Below are 2,295 nucleotides of genomic sequence, written 5' to 3'. Positions count from 1 at the left end.
CGGCGTCGCCTCGACGGTGCGGGTCGTCGTGTTCACTCCGGCGGTGCGTGCGAAGAAGCGGCGGATGGATACCGCGTTGGTGGTGTCGTCGGCGCCCTGGTCGATGACCTTCAGCACGTCCTCGCGTCCGAGCAAGGCCGCAGTGATCTGGATGCCGCCGGTACCCCAGCCGTAGGGCAGCGGCATCTCTCGCGAGCCGAAGGGCACCTGGTGGCCGGGGATTGCGACCGCCTTCAGGAGGCTTCGACGGACCATGCGTTTGGTCTGCTCGTCGAGATAGGCGAAGTTGTAGGCCTGGTCAGTCATGCGGACTCCTTGTTGTTCTTTCGCTGGTCGGCCTCCGCGCGCAGCGTGCGCACCATGGCGAGTTCGGACTGGAAGTCGACGTAATGAGGGAGTTTGAGGTGTTCGACGAAGCCGGTCGCCTGGACGTTGTCGCTGTGATATAGAACGAACTCCTCATCCTGCGCCGGCGCCTCCACGGCTTCGCCCAATTCGCGTGCCCGCAGCGAGCGGTCGACCAGTGCCATGCTCATGGCCTTGCGCTCGCAGTGACCGAACACGAGTCCGTAGCCACGGGTGAACTGAGGTGGACGTTCGGCCGAGCCCTTGAACTGATTGACCATCTGGCATTCGGTGACGGTGACGTCGCCGATCTCGATCGCAAAGCCGAGCTCTTCCGGCACGAACTCGACGGTCGCCTCGCCGACCCGGATCTCTCCGGCGAAAGGGTGGTTGCGTCCGTAACCGCGCTGGCTGGAGTATCCGAGCGCGAGCAGGAATCCCTCGTCGCCACGTGCCAGTGCCTGCAGGCGCACGTCGCGCTCGACCGGAAAACGGAAGGGGTCTCTGGTCAGGTCGCCAACCGGTGCGTCGTCGTCGGGTACTTCCGGTTCGATGAGCTGGTCGGCGCCCAGCAGGTCGGCTACACGTGGCATCTCGGCCATCAAGGGTTCGCTAGCGAGGGCAGCCTCCGACGGCTCCATGCCGGCGGCAAGCGCGAAATCGAGCAGGCGGTGGGTGTAGTCGAAGGTGGGGCCGAGTACCTGGCCACCAGGCACGTCCTTGAAGGTGGCCGAGATTCGACGCCGGATCGCCATGCGCGAGGTGTCGAGCGGTTCGGCCGCACCGAAGCGGGGGAGCGTGCTGCGGAATGCGCGCAGCAGGAAGACGGCTTCGATGAGATCGCCGCCGGCCTGCTTGATCGCCAACGCCGCGAGTTCCGGGTCATGCAGCGAGCCTTCCGCCATGACGCGGTCGACACTGCCGGCGAGCTGGCCCCGAATCTGCTCGATGCTCAGCTCCGGCACCGAGGTGTCGCCCCGGCGTGATTCGGCAAGCCAGCGATGAGCGTTATCGATGGCTTGTTCGCCACCCTTTACCGAGACATACATGCTTCGCTCCCTAGGATCTGGACACGCGTGGTCCGCGGCAGGCCACAGACCTGCCGGTCATGGGTCAGGAAAAGGTCGATGCCGCGAGGAAACAGCACCTGAAGGGCGGTTCTTTCGGCGATTCGCTCGGCGGGAATCGCGCCAGTCGCAAGGCGTTGCCGCTGTTCGATGCCCGGGCCGGTCAGCACCAGTGATTCTGACTTCTCGAGCCTCTCGACTTCGACGACGAGTGTGGTGGAGCTTTCCGGTTCGACGTCGTCACCAAGGTTGAAGCAGTCGAAGGGCGGCACTTCATTCCAACCGGAGGCGAAGGCAAAGCAGGCTGCCGCTGGCTCGGCAACGATGGTGCAACCACAATGGAAGCGAAGAAAGTCGGCTGCAGCCCGGCATGCGGGAGACAGCCACACCGGTGTTTCGAAGTCGACCAAGGTCAGCGCAATGGCGGCAGCCGCGGGTTGCAGACCGGGGATCGCCTCGGCCAAGGCGGGAAGAGTCTGCACGCGACCGGGACGGGAAAGGGCTTCAAGCGCATTGCGAAAGACTTGTTGAGCGTCATGTACCGGATCGGCAAACCCGGCGGCAATCGCGTTCCGGAGGGTCATCAGTCTTCTCCGCGAACCATCGTGAAGAAATTCACCCGCGTCGCAGCAGCTTTGCGTGAGTTCGTTTCCCGGGTTCGGCGTCGGGCCTCAATCAGCGGTTCGATCAATTCGCGTGTGAGCCTGTCGTGCTCCATGCCGGACAGAAGGATTGCGTCGAAAAGCGCGGCGAGCTCTGCCTTGCGCTTGTCGCGGCCTGCGACGTAGGCGTGGCCAACGATACCGTTGTCGAGCCTCATCGCAGCACGGGTGACCGTGATCTCACCCAGGTTGAAGCGTTGGCCTGTGCCGCCCGCCCGACC

General features: G+C 64.4%; 4 protein-coding genes. All 4 read right to left on the bottom strand.

Features of this window, described 5'->3' with window-relative positions; all coding sequences use genetic code 11:
- Window positions 1-306, bottom strand: a 306-nt coding sequence (locus GPA21_RS19910) for an alpha-D-ribose 1-methylphosphonate 5-phosphate C-P-lyase PhnJ (RefSeq protein ID WP_211163728.1), incomplete at its 3' end; no start/stop codon positions are given.
- The gene (locus tag GPA21_RS19905) at window positions 303-1,394 is read right to left on the bottom strand and encodes a carbon-phosphorus lyase complex subunit (RefSeq protein ID WP_168989804.1); all 1,092 of its coding nucleotides are present in this window, start codon (window positions 1,392-1,394) and stop codon (window positions 303-305) included. The genes GPA21_RS19910 and GPA21_RS19905, both read right to left, overlap by 4 nt.
- Entirely contained in the window at window positions 1,379-1,996 is a 618-nt protein-coding gene (phnH, locus tag GPA21_RS19900) for a phosphonate C-P lyase system protein PhnH (protein WP_168989803.1), read from the bottom strand. Before phnH ends, GPA21_RS19905 begins: the two co-directional genes overlap by 16 nt.
- The coding region (gene phnG, locus GPA21_RS19895) for a phosphonate C-P lyase system protein PhnG (RefSeq protein WP_168989802.1) at window positions 1,996-2,295 on the bottom strand (300 nt) is incomplete at its 5' end. The genes phnG and phnH, both read right to left, overlap by 1 nt.

This window comes from Azoarcus taiwanensis, assembly GCF_012910885.1.
GTDB classification, from domain to species: domain Bacteria; phylum Pseudomonadota; class Gammaproteobacteria; order Burkholderiales; family Rhodocyclaceae; genus Azoarcus_F; species Azoarcus_F taiwanensis.
Note: the sequence above shows the minus strand (reverse complement) of the source record. Positions and strands in the feature narration are given on the sequence as shown.